Source organism: Amycolatopsis sp. NPDC004378 (assembly GCF_053602455.1).
On sequence record NZ_JBSGDR010000001.1, the window covers coordinates 484,248 to 499,980 of the forward strand.

Sequence of the window (15,733 nt, forward strand, 5' to 3'; positions counted from 1 at the left end):
GAACCACGGCACGGACCGTGGGCACGACGAACTCTAGGCGCGGAAGCGGCTCCAGGTCCAGGCTTGCGCGGGCGGTGAAACTGCTGTCATGATCGGGTCATGGCTATGCGAAAGGGCGTGCGCGCCCTCGTGCGGTGAGCACGCGACGGCGGGAGTCCCGCCGTTTCCCCGGACCCGGGCTGTGGTCCCGTGCCCTCGAAATCGCGAATTCCTGGCTGAGCCACGCGCTGAGCACCGAACCGGCCGACCGCCCGGCCGCCGAAGCGGCCATCTCGCGGCTTTACGAACTGGCCGGTGCGGCACCGCCGACGTTCTCGTGGGTCGCCTCACCTGCTGCGGCCGTCGAGGTGACGCCAGCCGGGCAAGCGCTTTCCGCGGCTGGTGATCCGCCGCTTGAGGCGCGCCTGGCGACCCGCGTCCGGGCGCTTCGGGAGCGGCTCGACCAGCGGACCGGCGGCTGGCGCGACCGGTACCGGCTGCCGGACCGGCCGCCCCCGGACCCGCTGAGCGTTCCGCTGCGGGCGTTGCTGAACAACGGCTTGGGGGCGGTGCTGCAGCGGTCGATCCGGGACTCCGTCGCCGGTGCCCTGCGCGGTGGGCTCACGACACGGGCCGGGCTGCACTGGGGCGGTCAGCACGAAGCCCATTGGGTCGCCCGGTACGACCTGCACCGGCGGGTCGACGACGTGCGGTTCGACCCGGCCGACGATGGCGAACTGGAGCTGTGGGCCACGCTCGCTCGGTCCTGCGGCTGGTGGTGGCCGCGTTCGGAAGTCTGCGTCGTCGCCGAACGGCCGCTGGTCCTGCGCACCGAACGCGCGGACGACGACTACGGCGGGATCCGCCTGCACCACGACAGCGGCCCCGCCGTGGCGTTCCCCGACGGCTGGACCGTGCACGCGTGGCACGGAACGCGGGTGCCGTCCTGGGTGATCTCGGACCCCACCGCGGACCGGATCGTGAACGAACGCAACGTCGAGGTGCGCCGGTGCGCGCTCGAGCACGTCGGCTGGCCGGCGTTCGTCGAGCAGGCCGGGCTGCGCCTGCTCGGCCGGGCCGGCGACCCCGGCAACCCGGGCTTCGAACTCCGGCTCTACGACGGAACCGCCCGGCACCCGGCCCGGTTGCTGCTGGTGGTCAACGGCTCCGTCGAACGCGACGGCACGCGCCGGCACTACGGACTGCGCGTGCCCGCCGACATCGACCATCCCCTCGACGCCGCCGGCTGGACGTACGGGCTCAGCGGAGCCCAGTACGCGCAGCTGCGGCGCCGGACCTGAACCCCTTGAGGTGACCCACATGTATCTCGCTGAACTGCTCGACTCGACCGGGCTCGACGTCCTCGCCCACCTCGACCGGCAGGTCGACGTCCCGGTGATCGACGGTCTCCAGGCCCAAGGCGACCTGATCGTCATCCCGATGGAAACGACCGACGCATCTCCGCGGGGCCTGTGGCGCCCGCCGCCCGCGGACGGCATCGAACTGGTCCGCGGCGGCGACGGAACCAACCCGCACACCCTGGTCGGCTCGTGCGAGCTGACGATGGCCGTCCTCGACACCGAGCGGCTCGCGGTGGCGATCATCCGCAACGCCGCACCGGTGTACCTGGTGCACCCGGAACACGGCGCGACGGGCATCGCGCCGGGCCTCTGGCTCGTGCGTCGCCAGCGGGAGGACGGCGGGTACCGGCCTTCGGGCCCGGGGGTGCACCGGGGCGAGCCGGTGTTGATCGCCGACTGAGCGGACCAAGGCAGAGCGCGCGGGGTGCCGTCGAGGGGGCGGCACCCCGCGTGGTCGGACCGGGCCTGCGTCAGGCCCGGGCTCGGCGGCCAACGGCACCCCGCGGCTGCGGGTCAGGCCAGGTCGGGGCCCTTCGAGCGCAGGTCGTCGACCTTGCTCATCGCCTGGCGCAGGTCGCCCAGCCAGCTGTCCGCGTGCTCGCCCACCAGGCGCACCGCCCAGGCCAGGGCGTCCGAGCGCGAACGCGCCACGCCCGCGTCCACCAGGGTGTCCAGCACCAGGCGTTCCGGCTGGCGCAACCTCGTCATCACCGGGGCCGAGTGCGTCGTGAACAACACCTTCGTGCCGCCGAGGCGGGCGCCCCACGCCACTTTGCGCTGGTAGCGGTGCTCGGCCTGGCGCGCGATCTCGATGCGCTCGTCGCGCGTCTCCTCGCGGAAACGGCTGATCCGGCCGTCTTCGGCGGCCGCGCGGGCCGCGTCGTCCGCGTATTCCTCCGTCAATGGCTGCAGCTCGCCGACCACGATGATCTCCTCGCGGTCGACCGTGATCTCCGGCGCGCCGGTGAACCAGCCGTCGGGCAGGCGGCCGCCGAACCAGGCCGCCGCGTCGTCCGCCGGGGGCACCTCGGCCTGCTGCCAGCCGCGGCCTCCTCGCCATCCCCGTCCCATGTCGCACCTCCGCGATTACATGATTACATCGCTACTGACGCTACGCGGATTGCACGACAGGGGGGACCACGTTCACCCAGGGCGATCAGAGCTGGGCCGACAACGCCTCCGCGGACGTGACCGGCCGGTCGCAGACGTACCCGCGGCACACGTAGGCCGCCGCGGCGCCGTCGACCAGCGGGCGGTCCGCCAGCAGCGGCACGCCCGGCGCGTCCGGCTCGCCCGCCAGCACGATGCCGCCGCCGTGGACGCCCCGCGCCGCGGCGAGCCGCAACGCCGGGTCCGCGCCGACCACCGCGACCTGCACCGGACCGGCCTGCAGCGCCTCCGCGACCGACAGCCAGTGCCCGGCGAAGCGCGGCACCCGCGCGGCCAGCACGCCGACCCGGCGCAACGCCTGCTCCGCGGCCTCGCGGTAGCGCGACGAATCGTGCCCCGCCAGCGCCGATGCCGTCAGCAGGGCCCCCGCCAGGGCCGACGCCCCGGCCGGGCTCGCGTTGTCGCCCGGGTCGGCCGGGCGCTGGACCAGCGCCTCGGCGTCGTCGGCGGTGTCGAAGTACGCGCCGGGGACGTCCAGGGACGCGAAGTGCGTCAACGCCAGGTCGAGCAGCTTCGTCGCCTCCGTGAGCCACTTCGCTTCGCCGGTCGCCTGGTGCAGGGCCAGGAACCCGTCGGCGACGCAGGCGTAGTCCTCGAGCACCCCCGCCGACTCCCCGACGACGCCGTCGCGCGAACTGCGCCGCAACCGGCCGTCGACGACGTGCACCCGCAAGAGCAGCTCGGCCGCGTCACGCGCCCAGTCGATCCACTGTGGACGATCCAGGGCCACGCCCGCCTCGGCCAGCGCCGTGATCGCCAGGCCGTTCCAGGACGCGATGACCTTGTCGTCCCGGCCCGGCTGCGGCCGCTTCGCGCGCGCCTCCAGGAGCTTGACGCGCATCTCTTCCGGCAGGTCCCCGAACAGGCGCAGCGTCGACGCGCCGTCCTCGAACGTCCCTTCGGGAGTGACCCCGAAGAGCGAAGCCGCCGAGTCGTCGCCGAGCACTTCACGCAGCTGCGCCGGTGTCCAGACGTACGTCAGGCCTTCGACGCCGTCGGTGTCCGCGTCCAGCGAAGACGCTAAGCCGCCTTCGGGCGTCCGCAAGCTTTCGAAGAGGAACTCCGCGGTCCCGGTGGCCACGCGCAATGCCGTGGCGGAGCCCGTCCGCCGCCAGAGGTGGGCGTAGAAGCGCAGGAGCAAGGCGTTGTCGTACAACATCTTCTCGAAGTGGGGCACGATCCACGAAGCGTCGACGGAGTACCGCGCGAAGCCGCCGCCGAGCTGGTCGTAGAGGCCGCCGCGCGCCATCGCCTCAGCCGTCTGGTCCACCAGGGACAGCGCGGCCGCGGAGCCGGTGCGTTCGTGGTGGCGCAGCAGGAACTCCAGCACCATCGACGGCGGGAACTTCGGCGCGCGGCCGAACCCGCCGTTGACCGGGTCCGCCTCCTGCTGCAGCTTTTCGACCGCGCCCGCGAGCACGGCTTCGTCCACGACGGACTCCTGGAGCGGGCCGGTCTGCTCCGCGATGTGCGCGACGATCTGCTTGGCGCCGTCGACGAGCTCGCCCGGCCGCTCCCGCCACGCCTCGGCGACGGCGGCGAGCAGCTGGCCGAACGACGGCATGCCCGGCCGCGGCGCCGGCGGGTAGTAGGTGCCGCAGTGGAACGGTTCGCCGTCCGGGGTCAGGAAGCACGTCATCGGCCAGCCGCCCTGCCCGGTCATCGCCTGCGTGGCGGCCATGTAGACGGCGTCGATGTCCGGCCGTTCCTCGCGGTCGACCTTGATGTTGACGAAGTTCGCGTTCATCACGGCGGCGGTTTCGGCGTCCTCGAAGGACTCGTGCGCCATGACGTGGCACCAGTGGCAGGCGGCGTAGCCCACGGAGAGCAGGATCGGCACGTTCCGCCGCTTCGCCTCGGCGAGCGCGTCGGCACCCCACTGCCACCACTCGACCGGGTTGTCCGCGTGCTGGAGCAGGTACGGGCTGGTCGCGCTCGCGAGGCGGTTCATGTCTCCAGGGTGGCACCCGCGAAAACCGGGCGCGCGGTCACCGTCCCTCGGCCACACTGAGCCGGTGCTGCTGACGATCACCACCACCCGCGCTCCCGCCACCGAGCTGGGCTTTCTCCTGCACAAGCACCCGGAGAAGGCGCAGTCGGTCGCGCTTTCCGCCGGGACCGCGCACGTCTTCTACCCGGAGGCGTCGCCCGAGCGGTGCACCGTCGCGCTGTTCGTCGAGATCGACCCCGTCGAGCTCGTCCGCGGCGGCGGGACGTCGCTGACGCAGTACGTCAACGACCGGCCGTACGCCGGCGGTTCGTACCTCGCGGTGGCGCTGCGGGCCGCGTTCACCACCGCCCTCGCGGGCCGCTGCTCGGCGCGGCCGGACCTGGTCGACGAGCCGTTCGACTTGGCGGTCCACGTACCGTCGCTGACCGCGCGCGGTGGGGCCGAAGTCGTGCACAAACTGTTCGAACCGCTCGGCTGGCGCGTTTCGGCGACGCCGATCCCGCTCGACCCGGAGTTCCCGCAGTGGGGCGACAGCCGCTATGTCGACTTGACGCTCACCGGGACCCACCGGGTCGCCGACGCGCTGCGCCACCTCTACGTCCTGCTGCCCGCGCTCGACGGCGGCAAGCACTACTGGGTCGGTCAGGACGAGGCCGACAAGCTGCTGCGCGCCGGCGACGGCTGGCTCGCCGCGCACCCCGAGCGGACGCTGATCACGAGCCGCTACCTCGAGCGGCGCCGCGGGATCGTGCGCTACGCGCTTTCGCGGCTGACCGAGGCGGACGACGTCCCGGCGGACGCCGAAGCGCTCGTCACGGAGCTGCCGGACAAGCCGGAGAGCCTCGCGTCGCAGCGCCACGGCAGCGTGCTCGCCGCGTTGCGGGCCGCCGGCGCGCGGCGCGTGCTCGACCTCGGCTGCGGGAACGGCGCGCTGCTGCGCGTCCTCGAGAAGGATCGGACGTTCACCGAGATCGTCGGCGTCGACGTCGCCGCGGGCGCCCTCGACGTCGCCGAGAAACGGCTGAAGGACAACTCCCGCGTCACGCTCCGGCAGTCCGCGCTCACCTACGCCGACCCGGCGCTGGCGGGCTACGACGCCGCGGTGCTGATGGAGGTCGTCGAACACGTCGACCCGGCGCGGCTGCCCGCGCTGGAACACGCCGTGTTCGGGGTCGCGGCGCCGCGCACGGTGCTGGTCACGACGCCGAACGCGGAGTACAACCGGCTGTTCGAGTTCCTGCCGATGGGGCATTTCCGGCACGCCGACCACCGGTTCGAATGGACGCGAGCCGAGTTCCGCGCCTGGGCGGACGGCGTCGCGACCCGGCGCGGCTACGAGGTCCGGTACGTGCCGATCGGACCGGTGGACCAGGAATCGGGACCGCCGACCCAGATGGCGGTCTTCACGACCAGCAAGGAGGTGGCCGCGTGAAGCTGACCGTTCCCGACATGTCGCTCGTCGTGCTCGTCGGCGCTTCCGGCTCCGGCAAGTCGACCTTCGCGCGCACGCACTTCGCGCCGACGCAGGTGCTCTCGAGCGACTTCTTCCGCGGGCTCGTCGCCGACGACGAGAACGACCAGTCGGCGTCGGCCGAGGCGTTCGACGCGCTGCACTACGTCGCGGGCAAGCGGCTCGCGGCCGGGCGGATGACCGTCATCGACGCGACGAACGTCCAGCGTGCTTCGCGGGCGAGCCTGGTGAAGCTCGCGAAGGAGCACGACGTGCTCCCGACGGCGATCGTGCTCGACCTGCCGCTGAACGTCTGCGTCGCGCGCAACGCGTCGCGGCCCGACCGCGACTTCGGCGACCACGTGATCCGGCGGCAGCGCGGCGAGCTGCAGCGCTCGCTTAAGTCGTTGGAGCGCGAGGGTTTCCGGCGCGTGCACGTGCTGCGCGGCGAGGCCGAGGTGGCCGAGGCGGAGATCGTCGTCGAGCCGCTGCGCAACGACAAGCGCGACCTGACCGGCCCGTTCGACGTGATCGGCGACGTCCACGGCTGCGCGGCCGAGCTCGAGGAGCTGCTGGCCGAACTGGGGTACGTCGACGGCGTCCACCCGGCCGGGCGGACGGCGGTGTTCGTCGGCGACCTCGTCGACCGCGGGCCGGACACCCCGGGCGTGCTGCGGCGCGTGATGGGAATGGCCGCGGCGGGCAACGCCCTGGTCGTCTGCGGGAACCACGAGCAGAAGCTGGTGCGCGCGCTGCACGGGCGGAAGGTCAACGTCGCGCACGGGCTGGCCGAGTCGCTGGAGCAGCTCGGCGCGGAGAGCGAGGAGTTCCGCCGGCAGGCGCACGAGTTCTGCGACGGGCTCATCGCGCACTACGTCCTCGACGGCGGTGACCTCGTCGTCGCGCACGCGGGGCTGCCCGAGCGCTACCACGGGCGGGCGTCCGGGCGGGTGCGCAGCATGGCGCTCTACGGCGACACCACCGGCGAGACCGACGAGTACGGCCTGCCGGTGCGGCTGCCGTGGGCACGCGACTACCGCGGGTCCGCGATGGTCCTCTACGGGCACACGCCGACGCTCGAGCCGGAGTGGGTCAACAACACGATGTGCCTCGACACCGGCGTCGTGTTCGGCGGGAAGCTGACCGCGTTGCGCTACCCCGAGCGTGAAGTCGTCTCGGTGAAGGCGCATCGCGTCTGGTACGAGCCGGCCAAGCCGCTCGATTCGTCGCGGCCGCTGGGCGGGCGCGAGCCGGCGGTGCTGGAGCTGACCGACGTCACCGGGAAGCGGATCGTGCAGACCGCGCACCACGGCCGGGTCGGCGTCTCGGCGGAGCAGTCGGCGGCGGCGCTGGAGGTGATGAGCCGGTTCGCGGTCGACCCGCGGTGGCTCGCCTACCTGCCGCCGACGATGGCGCCGTGCTCGACGTCGGCGCGGCCCGGCTACCTGGAGCACCCGGAGGAGGCGTTCGCCGAGTACCGGGCCGCCGGCGTGCAGTCGGTGCTGTGCGAAGAGAAGCACATGGGCTCGCGGGCCGTGGTGCTCGTGTGCCGGGACAGCGGCGTCTCCCGGTTCGGCATCGAGGGCGGCGGTGCGGTGTACACGCGAACCGGGCGGCCGTTCTTCCCGGCGGAGCAGAACGACGCGTTGCTCGCGGACGTGCGCTCGGCCGCGGCCGGGCTGTTCGACGAGCTGGGGTCGGACTGGCTGCTGCTCGACGCCGAACTGCTGCCGTGGAGCGCGAAGGCGGGCTCACTGATCGCGGACCAGTACGCGTCGGTCGGGGCGGCGGCCCAGGCGGTGCTGCCGGCGGCCGTCTCGGCGCTGACGACGGCGGCCGCGCGCGGCATCGACGTCTCGGACCTGGTGACGCGCACGGCTTCGCGGTCGTCCACAGTGGAGTCCTACCGGGCCGCGTACCGGCGCTACTGCTGGCCGACGGCCGGGCTGGACGGGGTGCGGCTGGCGCCGTTCCAGCTGCTGGCGTCGGAGGGGGCGGCCTACCACGACCGGCCGCACTCGTGGCACCTCGCGCGGCTGGAGAGCCTGACCGGCCCGCGGTTCCAGCGGACGCGCACGCTCGCGGTCGACCTGCTGGACGACGCGTCGGTCGCCCGTGGCGTCGCGTGGTGGGAGGAGCTGACGGCCGAAGGCGGCGAGGGCATGGTCGTCAAGCCGTCGGCGAACCTGACGCGGGGCACGCGCGGGCTGGTGCAGCCGGGGGTGAAGGTGCGCGGGCGCGAGTACCTGCGGATCATCTACGGCCCCGACTACACGCTGCCGGCGAACCTCGAGCGGCTGCGCAAGCGCGGGCTGAACCGCAAGCGCATGCTGGCGCTGCGGGAGTACGCGCTGGGCCTGGAGGCCCTGGAGCGCGTCGCGCGGGGCGAGCCGCTGTGGCGCGTGCACGAGTGCGTGTTCGCGGTGCTCGCCCTGGAGTCGGATCCGGTGGACCCGCGGCTCTAGCTGTCGGCCTTGGTGGCCGAGGAGTCCTTCGCGGGCTTCTCGGCCGCCTCGGGCTCGGCCTTCTCCGGAGCTTCGGCAGCCTCCTCGGAGGCGGGCTCGTCGAAGCTGGCCGGGACGCGCTTCAGGTGCTTCGTCATCGAGCGGACCAGGAACGCCACCGCGATGAGGAACAGGATCAGCACCAGGAAGCCGACCGGGGACGACTTGCCGAAGTCCTCCCCCTGCCCGCCGTTGTCGCCGTTGCCCGGCTGCTGCGTCAGGACCAGTGCCGACGCGGTCACCGGAAGCGCCACGCCGGCCGGCAGCGTCAGACTCATGTGTTCACCTTCTCCTCGATGCCGATGCCGGCGAACAGGTCGTCCTCCGGCAACGTGCTGTCGACCTGCGACTTGACCAGCTCGTACTCCTCGGTCGGCCAGGTCTCGCGCTGGATCTCCAACGGGACGAAGAACCAGCGGCTGTTCGGGTCGATCTGCGTGGCGTGCGCCTTCAGCGCCTCGTCCCGCACCTCGAAGTATTCACCGCACTCGACGCGGGTCGTCACCCGCTCCATCACATCGGCGCGATCCGGGTCCCACTTGGCCAGCCACTCGGTGTACGGCGACTCGAGCCCGGCCTCCTTCAGCGCGGCGTCGAACGCCACCATCCGGGCCTTCGAGAAGCCGTGCATGTAGTAGAGCTTCAGCGGCTGCCACGGCTCGCCGGCGTCGGGGAAGCGCCCGGGGTCCGGCGCCGCGTCCCACGCCGCCATCGTCACCTCGTGCGTGCGGATGTGGTCGGGGTGCGGGTAGCCGCCGTTCTCGTCGTACGTCGTGATGACGTGCGGGCGGAACTCGCGGATCACGCGCACCAGCGCCTCGGTCGACTCCTCCAGCGGCACGACCGCGAACGAGCCCTCGGGCACCGGCGGCAGCGGGTCGCCCTCCGGCAGGCCGGAGTCGACGAACCCGAGCCAGCGCTGGCTCACGCCGAGGATCTTGGCCGCGCGGGCCATCTCCTCCCGGCGGATCTCGGACATGTTCGCCAGCACCTCGGGCCGGTCCATCGCCGGGTTGAGGATGCTGCCGGCTTCACCCCCGGTGCACGTGACGACGAGCACCTCGTGCCCTTCGGCGGCGTAGCGCGCCATCGTGGCGGCACCCTTGCTCGACTCGTCGTCCGGGTGTGCGTGCACGGCCATCATGCGCAAGCGCGGCTTCGTCAGCTGGTCCACCATGCTGCGAACGACTCCTTCTCTACCCGTATTCCGCGACCCACGTGCGGGCCGCCCACCCAGCGGGCGGATACTCGAAGCCGTACCCGCCCCACCATTGTCCCCGCGGGTACGACAAGAACGAGCAGGAGGCCCCGCGTTGGCGAGCGGACCGGCGGAAACGGCGGCACCCGTGCTGCCCGAAGGCCGGTACGGCACCGCGCGGACCAAGACGCCCAAGCGCTGGCGGCGCTGGCTCTTCCTGGCCCTCGCCCTGCTGGTCAGCGGCGTGATCGCCTGGGTCGCGTACGTCAACCTCGGGTCCGCGCCGATCGACGCCGAGCGGGTCGCGTTCAGCGGAAAACCGGACAATGCGATGGAAATCACCATCAACGTCACGCGTGACGACGACGACCGGCCGGGCGTGTGCATCGTGCGCGTCCGGGACAAGACCGGCGCCGAGAGCGGCCGCAAAGAGCTCCTGATCCCCGCGGGCGCGAAGTACAGCAGGATGACGACGACGATCAAGAGCATCGGGGAGCCGGTGACGGCCGACGTGTACGGCTGCTCGTACGACGTACCACAGTATTTGTCAACCCCATAGCGGCCAACGGGGTGAACCGCGCGCCCAACGCCCACGGCGTGCGGATTTAACGGGCGTCGGCCTGTCGCGCCGTGATACTCTGATCCTTCAGCACGGCCCGAGACGGGCCGTGTTTTTCCTTTATCTCAGCCACGCGGGCACCTACGCCCGCGTGGGCCGGCTTGAACACGCAAGCCTGGCAGGCCCGACGAGGAGATGGTGACCGTGAGCGACACCAAGGTGACCTGGCTCACCCAGGATGCCTACGACCGGCTCAAGCACGAGCTCGACGAAATGATCGAGAATCGGCCGGTCATCGCCGCGCGCATCAACGACAGCCGCGAAGAAGGCGACCTCAAGGAGAACGGCGGCTACCACGCCGCCCGTGAAGAACAGGGCCAGGCCGAGGCGCGCATCCGGCACCTGCAGGAGCTGCTGCGCTCGGCCAAGGTCGGCGAAGCGCCCGCGAACGACGGCACCGCCGGCCCGGGCAAGGTCCTGACCGTGCGCTACGAGGGTGATGACGACGAGGAGAAGTTCCTCCTCGCCACCCGCGAAGAGGGCGCCGAGGGCGACCTCGACGTGTACTCCCCGGAGTCGCCGCTGGGCAAGGCCCTGCTCGGCGCCAAGGAAGGCGAGTCGCGCGAGTACGAGCTGCCCAACGGCAAGACCCAGAAGGTCACGCTCGTCAAGGCGGTTCCGTACACCGACGCCAAATAACCCCGGCTAGCGTGTCCTCCCAGGATCCACATTCTGGGAGGACATCGCCGTGAGCACCGAACCGATCTGCCAGGCCTGCGGCATGCAGTACGCCGTGACCCGCGACGACTGCCCGGTCTGCGAGGACGAACGCCAGTACGTCCCGCAGTCCGGGCAGCAGTGGACGAACCTGGACACGCTGCGCGCGAGCGGCACGTACACGCCGCGGATCGAGGAGCAGGGCCGGGGCATCATCGGCGTGGGCTCGACCCCCGGGTTCGCGATCGGCGAACGCGCGCTGCTGGTCCAGGCGCGCTCCGGGAACTTCCTCTGGGACTGCGCCGCGTACCTCGACGACGCGCTGGTCCAGCAGGTCCGCGACTTGGGCGGGATCACCGGCATCGCGATCAGCCACCCGCACTACTACACGACGATGGTCGAGTGGGCGCACGCGTTCGACGTGCCGATCTACCTGCACGAGGGCGACCAGCAGTGGATCGGCCGGCCCGACCCGGCGGTGAAGCTGTGGTCCGGCACCACCCTCGACGTCGCCGAGGACCTGCGGCTGATCAACCTCGGCGTGCACTTCACCGGCGGCACCGTGCTGCACTGGCCGGACGGCGAGGAGGGCCAGGGCGCGCTGCTCTCCGGCGACATCGTGCAGGTGATCCCGGACCGCACGCACGTCGGCTTCATGTACAGCTACCCGAACCTGGTCCCGGAACGCCCGCACGTCGTCCGCCGCGCGGCCGAACTGCTGGCCGGCTACCGGTTCGAGGCGATCTACGGGGCCTGGTGGGACGCGATCGTCCGCACCGACGGCTTCGAGGTCGTCCAGCGGTCGGCCGAGCGGTACCTGGCCCACGTCGCCGACGAAGGCTGACGTCAGCCCCGCGCGGTCCGCTCCAGCAGGGGGCGGACCCGCGGCGGCACCGGCGTCGACAACGCGATCGACGTCGACGTCCGGAGCACGTCCGGCACCCCGACCACCTCGTCGATCACCCGCTGCAGGTCGTCGTTGCCGCGCGCGACCATGCGGACGAACAGGTCGCCCTGCCCGGTCGTCGCGTGGACCTCGCAGACCTCGTCGATCGCCGACAGCGCTTCCGCCACCTCCGCGCGACGGCCTTGCGCGATCTCCAGCACCGCGAACGCCGTCAGGCCGTAGCCCATCGCCGCCAGGTCCAGCTCCGGCGGGAAGCCGCCGAGGATGCCGCGTTCGGTCAGGCGGTCCAGCCGGGCCTGGACCGTCCCGCGCGCCACCCCGAGCCGGCGCGCGCACTCCAGCACCCCGAGCCGCGGCGAATCGGTGAGCAACAGCAGCAGTCGCGCGTCCAGCGCATCCAGGTTCTCCGGCATGCACAGATTGTCCACGATGACCGCCGATGTCCGGCGATGACTCGGCAGATTGCCCAGTGAAAAGACCGACGATTGCGCATCTTGCCTCGAAGGGATGATCCTTCGGGTATGACCCAGACTGCCGAACCTCAGAGCGGCCTCGACGACGTCAGCTACGACCAGCTGCGTCAGCTCGTCGGGCTCGTCGACCACGACGCCTCGACCGACCCGTTCCCGGTCAAGGCCATGGACGCGGTGGTGTTCATCGCCGGCAACGCCACCCAGACCGCCTGGTACTACCAGATCGCGTTCGGGATGCAGCTCGTCGCGTACTCGGGCCCCGAGACCGGCGTCTTCGAGCGCAAGTCGTACGTCCTGAAGTCCGGCTCGGCCCGGTTCGTCATCACCGGCGGCGTGCAGCCGGACTCGCCGCTGCTGGACCACCACCGCAAGCACGGTGACGGCGTCATCGACCTGGCGCTGGAGACCACCGACGTCGACAAGTGCGTCGAGCACGCCCGCTCGCAGGGCGCGACCATCCTCGAGGAGCCGCACGACGTCTCCGACGAGCACGGCACCGTCCGCGTCGCCGCGATCGCGACCTACGGCGAAACCCGCCACTCGCTCGTCGACCGCTCGCGCTACACCGGCGTCTACCTGCCCGGCTACGAGCCGCGCGAGAGCGGCATCAAGCGGCCCGAAGGCGCGCCGAAGCGGCTGTTCCAGGCCGTCGACCACTGCGTCGGCAACGTCGAGCTCGGCAAGATGGACTACTGGGTCGACTGGTACCACCGCGTCATGGGCTTCGTGAACATGGCGGAGTTCGTCGGCGACGACATCGCGACCGAGTACTCGGCGCTGATGAGCAAGGTCGTCTCGAACGGCAACCACCGGGTCAAGTTCCCGCTGAACGAGCCCGCCGTCGCGAAGAAGAAGTCGCAGATCGACGAGTACCTCGAGTTCTACGGCGGCGCCGGCTGCCAGCACATCGCGCTGGCCACCAACGACATCATCGCGACGGTCACCGCGATGCGCGCCGCGGGCGTCGAGTTCCTCGACACCCCCGCGTCCTACTACGAGGACCCGGAACTGCGCGCCCGGATCGGCGAGGTCCGCGTCTCGATCGAGACGCTCAAGGAGCACAGCATCCTGGTCGACCGCGACGAGGACGGCTACCTGCTGCAGATCTTCACCAAGCCGATCGGCGACCGCCCGACCGTGTTCTACGAGCTGATCGAGCGCCACGGCTCGCTCGGCTTCGGCAAGGGCAACTTCAAGGCCCTGTTCGAAGCGATCGAGCGTGAGCAGGAACGCCGCGGCAACCTGTAGCTCAACCGCCGTGAAGGCCACCATGAGGGACTCGAAGTCCCCTATGGTGGCCTTCACGGCGTTTTTTTGGGGGGAACCGAACGAGCCCCGGCGACGTCAGTGTGGAGACGCAGAGAGAAGGGGCCGGGATGCCGGACAGCATCGACGCCAGCGACGCGATGATCGACAACTGGACCAAGCGGCTCGAGGAGAACGCCGCCCGGTACCAGGCGCTGGCCGATCGCATGCAGGGCCAGCAGGTCACCGAGCGGTCGAAGGACGGCACGGTCCAGGTGACGATCGACTCGCGCGGCCTGCTGAAGAACCTGGTCATCGCCGAAACCGCGGCCGGGAAGCGGATGGCCGAGGTGTCGGCGCAGGTGATGCAGCTGGTGCAGCGCGCGCAGGCGCGGATCCCGGAGCTGCTGCAGCAGGCCATGACCGAGACGACCGGCACCGGCGACCAGGCCGCCGCGGAGATCGTCCGCGAGGCGCAGAGCACCTTCCCGGAGCCGCCGCCGGAGCCCGAACCCGCGTTCCCGGAGCCCGACCGCGTCCGCCGCTTCCTGCCGGAGGACACCGAGGAGCAGCAGCCGCGGACCCCGCCGCCTCCGCCGCCTTCGCAGCAGCAGCAACCGCCGCGGCGCCGCCGTCCGGTGGACGACGATGACGACGACTTCGGCGGGCCGATTCTTTCCTGAGGGGGAACCGATGACGGATGTGGAACTCAGCACCGACCTCACCGCGCACGCGAAGCAGCTCGACGCCATCGGTGACGGGCTGCAGCAGGCCGTCGACGCGGCGAACCAGGTCAGCATGCCGACCGACGCGTACGGCATCCTCTGCCAGCCGTTCCGGATGATGCTCGACCCGGTCGAGCAGTACGGGATCGACGCGCTCAAGGACGCCGTGCAGGCGATGACCGCCGTCTCCGGCAAGGTCCGCGAAGCCGCGGCGGCGTACCACAAGTACGAAAGCGGCGTCGCCGACGACCTGAACAAGTCCGCGGGCGGTGCGTGATGCCGGACGGCAACCCGCTGGTCGCGGACGCGGAGAAGGATCCGAACGGACCGGGGCCGCTGACGGCGGGCAACAGCGGCTACGGCTGGGCGGGCGGCATCGGCATCGCCGAGTCCTCGATGGACGCGTTCAACGGGATCAAGGACGGCGACTGGGTTTCCGGCGGACTGGGCGTGCTCAGCCTGGCCGGCGAGATCGCCGGGGCGGCGGTCGACCCGTTCGGCTACCTGATGTCGTCGGTGGCGTCGTTCCTGATGGAACACGTGCAGCCGTTGAAGGACATGCTGGATTCGGTGGCGGGCAACCCGCCGGTGATCCAGTCGTACGCGGACACGTGGGGCAACGTCTCGAAAGCGCTGGGCGAGCGCAAGACCGACTTCGACAACGCGGTCAAGAACGGCACGACGGGCTGGACCGGCGCGGGCGCCGACGCCTACCGGGCCTTTGCGGCGGAGCATTCCGAGGCGCTTTCGGGCGCGGCGACGGTGGCCGGCGCGATCAGCACGGTCACGATGATCATGGGCCAGGTCGTGTCGTTCGTGCGGGAGACCGTGCGGCAGCTCATCGCGGACCTGGTCGGCAAACTGATCTCCTGGGTGATGGAGGAGGTCTTCTCCCTCGGCTTCGGCACCCCGGTCGTCGTCGCACAGGCATCGGCCGCGATCGCCAAGTGGGGCAAGAAGATCGGCGACCTGCTCAAGAAGCTGACCGACACGATCCGCAAGGTGTCACCGCTGCTGTCGAAGCTGGTCGACATCTTCGAGAAGATCGCGAAGGTCTTCGGCAAGGTGCTGGGCAAGGTCAGCGGCCTGGACGGGCTGAAGGTCAAGGAGGGTGGCTTCGTCCACAAGATCCCCAAGGGTGAGGGTGGCGGTGTCCACGCCAGGGCCCACGGTGGGGAGGGTTCTTCCGGGGAAACGTCGGCGGGCGACGGCGGCGACCCGAGCCACGCGAACGGGGATTCGCCGAGTTCCGACCCGATGAACACGGACTCCGGGTCCCGCCGGAGTTCGAGCCGCGACGGTTCCGGGGACAGCTCGCCGTCCACGCACGCGGACGACGGCTCGCCGGACAGCAGCCCGTCGGCCGTTCGCTCGGACGGTGACGGCAGTGCGCCGCACACCCGTTCCGGGGATGGCGATCCGTCGCGCGCCGCTGATAGCCCATCGCCCACCCGCGGCGGCGACAGCACTCCCACGCACGGTGGAGATGGCAGC

The 15,733-nt window shown here is 71.3% G+C and carries 15 protein-coding genes and 1 pseudogene; 11 read left to right on the top strand and 5 right to left on the bottom strand.

Annotation, left to right across the window (positions count from 1 at the left end):
* Positions 1–134 precede the first annotated feature (134 nt).
* Entirely contained in the window at positions 135–1,280 is a 1,146-nt protein-coding gene (locus tag ACWEN0_RS02405) for a DUF6745 domain-containing protein (protein ID WP_451968216.1), read from the top strand.
* A gap of 19 nt (positions 1,281–1,299) precedes the next feature.
* Complete coding sequence (locus ACWEN0_RS02410) at positions 1,300–1,740, top strand: hypothetical protein (protein ID WP_451968218.1); 441 nt, start codon at positions 1,300–1,302, stop codon at positions 1,738–1,740.
* A gap of 113 nt (positions 1,741–1,853) precedes the next feature.
* On the opposite strand, the gene ACWEN0_RS02415 is transcribed toward ACWEN0_RS02410, so the two are convergent.
* Positions 1,854–2,411 carry a hypothetical protein gene (locus tag ACWEN0_RS02415; RefSeq protein ID WP_451968220.1) on the bottom strand — a complete coding sequence of 186 codons (558 nt, stop codon included), beginning with the start codon at positions 2,409–2,411 and terminating at the stop codon, positions 1,854–1,856.
* Positions 2,412–2,496: 85 nt separating this feature from the next.
* Positions 2,497–4,461, bottom strand: coding sequence for a thioredoxin domain-containing protein (locus ACWEN0_RS02420; RefSeq protein WP_451968221.1), 1,965 nt, complete (start codon positions 4,459–4,461; stop codon positions 2,497–2,499).
* Between the two features lie 64 nt (positions 4,462–4,525).
* Here ACWEN0_RS02420 and ACWEN0_RS02425 point away from each other — a divergent pair, with 64 nt between their 5' ends.
* Together ACWEN0_RS02425 and ACWEN0_RS02430 are read left to right on the top strand one after the other, a co-directional pair.
* A complete protein-coding gene (locus ACWEN0_RS02425; RefSeq protein WP_451968223.1) occupies positions 4,526–5,893 on the top strand; it encodes a 3' terminal RNA ribose 2'-O-methyltransferase Hen1 in 1,368 nt (455 codons plus the stop codon).
* Complete coding sequence (locus tag ACWEN0_RS02430; RefSeq protein WP_451968225.1) at positions 5,890–8,376, top strand: polynucleotide kinase-phosphatase; 2,487 nt, start codon at positions 5,890–5,892, stop codon at positions 8,374–8,376. The genes ACWEN0_RS02425 and ACWEN0_RS02430 overlap by 4 nt, the downstream gene beginning before the upstream one ends.
* Here the strand turns inward: ACWEN0_RS02430 and ACWEN0_RS02435 are convergent.
* On the bottom strand, positions 8,373–8,693 hold the full coding sequence (locus ACWEN0_RS02435; protein WP_451968227.1) for a hypothetical protein: 321 nt from the start codon (positions 8,691–8,693) through the stop codon (positions 8,373–8,375). The genes ACWEN0_RS02430 and ACWEN0_RS02435 overlap by 4 nt on opposite strands.
* Positions 8,690–9,592: a mycothiol conjugate amidase Mca gene (mca, locus tag ACWEN0_RS02440; protein WP_451968229.1), complete on the bottom strand. Its 903-nt coding sequence runs from the start codon at positions 9,590–9,592 to the stop codon at positions 8,690–8,692. The genes ACWEN0_RS02435 and mca overlap by 4 nt, the downstream gene beginning before the upstream one ends.
* 136 nt (positions 9,593–9,728) lie before the next feature.
* On the opposite strand from mca, the gene ACWEN0_RS02445 reads away from it, so the two are divergent.
* From ACWEN0_RS02445 to ACWEN0_RS02455, 3 genes are all read left to right on the top strand, one after another.
* Positions 9,729–10,172 (top strand): DUF4307 domain-containing protein, encoded by a 444-nt coding sequence (locus tag ACWEN0_RS02445; protein WP_451968231.1) that lies wholly within the window; start codon positions 9,729–9,731, stop codon positions 10,170–10,172.
* Positions 10,173–10,367: 195 nt separating this feature from the next.
* On the top strand, positions 10,368–10,871 hold the full coding sequence (gene greA / locus ACWEN0_RS02450) for a transcription elongation factor GreA (protein ID WP_451968233.1): 504 nt from the start codon (positions 10,368–10,370) through the stop codon (positions 10,869–10,871).
* Positions 10,872–10,920: 49 nt separating this feature from the next.
* Positions 10,921–11,733 (top strand): MBL fold metallo-hydrolase, encoded by an 813-nt coding sequence (locus ACWEN0_RS02455; protein WP_451968234.1) that lies wholly within the window; start codon positions 10,921–10,923, stop codon positions 11,731–11,733.
* A 2-nt stretch (positions 11,734–11,735) separates the two neighbouring features.
* Here the strand turns inward: ACWEN0_RS02455 and ACWEN0_RS02460 are convergent, their stop codons facing one another.
* The gene (locus ACWEN0_RS02460; protein WP_361101351.1) at positions 11,736–12,209 is read right to left on the bottom strand and encodes an Lrp/AsnC family transcriptional regulator; all 474 of its coding nucleotides are present in this window, start codon (positions 12,207–12,209) and stop codon (positions 11,736–11,738) included.
* Positions 12,210–12,317: 108 nt separating this feature from the next.
* Here ACWEN0_RS02460 and hppD point away from each other — a divergent pair, with 108 nt between their 5' ends.
* The 4 genes and pseudogenes from hppD to ACWEN0_RS02480 form a co-directional block, all read left to right on the top strand.
* Positions 12,318–13,517, top strand: coding sequence for a 4-hydroxyphenylpyruvate dioxygenase (gene hppD / locus ACWEN0_RS02465; protein WP_451968235.1), 1,200 nt, complete (start codon positions 12,318–12,320; stop codon positions 13,515–13,517).
* Between the two features lie 128 nt (positions 13,518–13,645).
* Positions 13,646–14,197, top strand: a complete 552-nt coding sequence (locus tag ACWEN0_RS02470) for a YbaB/EbfC family nucleoid-associated protein (RefSeq protein ID WP_451968237.1) — start codon at positions 13,646–13,648, stop codon at positions 14,195–14,197.
* A 10-nt stretch (positions 14,198–14,207) separates the two neighbouring features.
* Entirely contained in the window at positions 14,208–14,516 is a 309-nt protein-coding gene (locus ACWEN0_RS02475) for a type VII secretion target (RefSeq protein WP_395933639.1), read from the top strand.
* Positions 14,516–15,733, top strand: a pseudogene (locus ACWEN0_RS02480) (hypothetical protein); the annotation flags it as partial. The gene ACWEN0_RS02475 and the pseudogene ACWEN0_RS02480, both read left to right, overlap by 1 nt.

What these genes read in the sequence shown, in the direction of transcription:
- ACWEN0_RS02410 (WP_451968218.1), top strand. Translation starts at nt 1,300, where the DNA reads ATGTATCTCGCTGAACTGCTCGACTCGACCGGGCTCGACGTCCTCGCC.
- ACWEN0_RS02415 (WP_451968220.1), bottom strand. Translation starts at nt 2,411, where the DNA reads ATGGGACGGGGATGGCGAGGAGGCCGCGGCTGGCAGCAGGCCGAGGTG.
- ACWEN0_RS02420 (WP_451968221.1), bottom strand. Translation starts at nt 4,461, where the DNA reads ATGAACCGCCTCGCGAGCGCGACCAGCCCGTACCTGCTCCAGCACGCG.
- ACWEN0_RS02435 (WP_451968227.1), bottom strand. Translation starts at nt 8,693, where the DNA reads ATGAGTCTGACGCTGCCGGCCGGCGTGGCGCTTCCGGTGACCGCGTCG.
- mca (WP_451968229.1), bottom strand. Translation starts at nt 9,592, where the DNA reads ATGGTGGACCAGCTGACGAAGCCGCGCTTGCGCATGATGGCCGTGCAC.
- greA (WP_451968233.1), top strand. Translation starts at nt 10,368, where the DNA reads ATGGTGACCGTGAGCGACACCAAGGTGACCTGGCTCACCCAGGATGCC.
- ACWEN0_RS02460 (WP_361101351.1), bottom strand. Translation starts at nt 12,209, where the DNA reads ATGCCGGAGAACCTGGATGCGCTGGACGCGCGACTGCTGCTGTTGCTC.
- hppD (WP_451968235.1), top strand. Translation starts at nt 12,318, where the DNA reads ATGACCCAGACTGCCGAACCTCAGAGCGGCCTCGACGACGTCAGCTAC.
- ACWEN0_RS02470 (WP_451968237.1), top strand. Translation starts at nt 13,646, where the DNA reads ATGCCGGACAGCATCGACGCCAGCGACGCGATGATCGACAACTGGACC.
- ACWEN0_RS02475 (WP_395933639.1), top strand. Translation starts at nt 14,208, where the DNA reads ATGACGGATGTGGAACTCAGCACCGACCTCACCGCGCACGCGAAGCAG.